This window comes from Roseateles sp. P5_B10 (assembly GCF_056400485.1).
Map to the genome: position 1 here is coordinate 1 of NZ_JBFULE010000741.1, position 2,609 is coordinate 2,609.

A 2,609-nucleotide genomic window follows, 5' to 3' on the forward strand; every position below is an offset into this window, starting at 1 on the left:
CCGTTGACCTGGGAAGGCGCGGCGGCGGCGTTGGTCCAGGTCAGATTGCCGAGGACCACCAGCATGCCGTTCAGTTGCATCGGGCCGGTGATTGTCACGTTCCCGTACACGACGACGACGACCGGCGCCGCGGCCGTGCCGATGGTGCCGGAGCTGATCGTCATCCCGTTGTCGACGGTCATGATGCGCTGGCCGGCGGCGAAGGCGGTTGCAAGCGTCGGCCCGCAATTGCCCGAGCAGGTCACGGAGCGCGCAGCCGGGTGGTTCTTGTAGCGGCTCGGAACCATGCCCATGAAGTTGCGGAAGAACGTCTTGTCGCCGTCCGGACCATTCAGGCCTGAAAGATAAGTGTCGCCGAAGCTGCGTGCCTGCTCCGGCGGCGTGCCCGGTACCGAGTCCATGCGAGCGTCAATCAGCGGCGGCGCAAAGCCGCCGGAGACGACCAGCTGGCCGGCCGAGCGTGGGTCGGTGTTGTGCAAGCCAAGGCCACCGGCGCCAGAAGTCGTCAACGTGCCCTTGACCGTCAATGGCGAAGTCGGCGACGAGGGCACGGCACCAATGAAGCCGATGGAGACCAGTTGCAAGGATGCGGCCGCGGCCGTCTGGCTGCGGGTCTGCGCGGTGGCGCCGGAGCAGCTGTCGACGCTGCTGTCGGTGCAGCCGTAGCTCGTCACCTGGAAGCTGCCGTAGTGGACGTCGGTGTCCGTGCCCAGGGCGACGCCGAAGCTCGGCACGAGGGCGCCTGCGAGCGCCGTGGTCGGTTGAGTGGCACGCGTATTTGGCAGGGGGCAACGGCAAACAAGGGTCGTGCCGTTGGAGGCGCAATCGACGGCCAGCCTGGGTCCGGTGCCTGTGATCGTGCCGGTGGTGGCTCGGTCCGCGGCCGAGACATTGAGGTATTGATTGACGAAGCGCGTACCGCCGGTGGCAACTGCAGCGCAACTGCCATTGATGGCGGTGCCATTGAGCATGGCCAGGGACCATTCGGCGCCAGCCTCACTCATTTCCTGGGCCATGCTGGCACGGTAATAGCTGCCGGCGATGCGTTGTTCGAACATCAGGCTGCGGTTCCCGTAGGCAGCCAGCAGGGCCATGACGAGAAAGAGCACCATGACCACGACCAGCGTGGCGGCACCGCGTTGAGCGCACGCATGGCGCAGGCCAAGTACGAGCTTCATACCGAACATGCTCCGCTGATCTCGTCCGCGCGAATCTTCTCGCTGACCGTCAAGGTGCGCTGAACATTGGGGTCAGACTTGGCCACCGCCCTGATCGTGAAATCGACCCGCCTCACGCATTGCTTGGGGCAAGTGGCTGCCCCAGCCGGACCGCAGAGGTCGTCGAGCGGAATTTCCTGCGTCACGACATTCGCGATGAAGTTCTGGATCACGAGGGTGTCCGGATCCGTGATGGGCTGCCAGTTGTCTTTGCCCAGCTGAATTTCGAGCGCGTTGTTGCGCTTGTTCCAACGCACACCGAATTGCTCGTTGTTCGCCAGGACATTGGTCTTGTTGACCGCGGTGGCACCGGCCGCCGCCTTGGCGTAGCGGTAGAGGAGCTGGTCACCGCCCTGGTTGCTGGAGGCGGCGGTATAGGGGCTCGAGGCGGCCTCCTTGGCCGGCGTGGCGCCCGCATCGCGTTCAGGCTCCCACACGCCGTGGGCCGGCAGGCCTCGATAGCCGGCGCGGCGCAGATCCTGCTGCAGCACATCGGCAGCAATGCGCAGGTCCTGCTGCATCTGCACCTCCAGCATCAGGCGCCGGTGTTCGTTGATCTGCCGCGTCGCAACCAGCGCGGCACCGGCCGTGACGATCAGGCCGACCGTGATGCCGACCATCAACTCAACGAGGCCGAGCCCCCGTTGCGCCTTCCCCGGCCTGCCACTGAAGGATTTCAACTGCATGTGCCGTACCCACTCATCTTGCTAAACAGCGGGTCGGTTGGATCCCGCGCAACAGAAGGCGCACAGATCCTGACGCGCCCTATGTCATTCACTTCAACCCGCAGCGTGTAGCCCTTTCTCAAGCCCACCACATCCACCTGGAAGCCCTCCGCCGCCTGGTTGTTCTGCTGTCGCTGGAAACGGATGTAGTCTTGCATGCCCTTCCAGCTCGTCGCAAAGGCATCGAACTTCACGTGGGTCCTGGGCAATTGGAAAAGACGCAACGGCCTTTGGCCGGTGCCTGGACATACGTTGTTTGGGGGCAGGTAGTAGCACCTGCAGTTGTTCATGCCGGCCGATGTGGCCACCAGAGCGCAACTCACCTTGCTGCCCGCCGGGTTGTGAACGTCGGGATCGAACCGCACGATGAGCAACGCATCGATCGCGTTCGTTTCGGCCTTGGCGTAGGTCAGTACACCGGCCACTTCTTCGGCCGCGGCGGTGACGCGGCGCTTTTCGAGCAGGTCCGCCATCGAAGGCACGGCAAGCGCAAGGATCACACCCAGCACAGCAAGGCTGACCAGGATCTCGATCAGCGTCAGGCCCGAGATGCGGGCCTGCATGGCTTGAAACTGCTTTCTCATGGCTATCGCGGCCAGCATTCCGCCGTGGTAACCCGGTCGACCCCGGAGTGATTGGGATCGCCGGTGGCCGAATACGTCGGCGT

Annotated in this window: 3 protein-coding genes; all 3 read right to left on the reverse strand. The window is 64.4% G+C overall.

The window, feature by feature from the left end:
- The coding region (locus tag AC1DU6_RS26860; RefSeq protein WP_477860849.1) for a PilX N-terminal domain-containing pilus assembly protein at positions 1–1,178 on the reverse strand (1,178 nt) is incomplete at its 3' end.
- Entirely contained in the window at positions 1,175–1,903 is a 729-nt protein-coding gene (locus AC1DU6_RS26865) for a PilW family protein (protein WP_477860851.1), read from the reverse strand. The genes AC1DU6_RS26865 and AC1DU6_RS26860, both read right to left, overlap by 4 nt.
- On the reverse strand, positions 1,894–2,609 hold a 716-nt coding region (locus AC1DU6_RS26870), incomplete at its 5' end, for a pilus assembly FimT family protein (protein ID WP_477860853.1). The genes AC1DU6_RS26870 and AC1DU6_RS26865, both read right to left, overlap by 10 nt.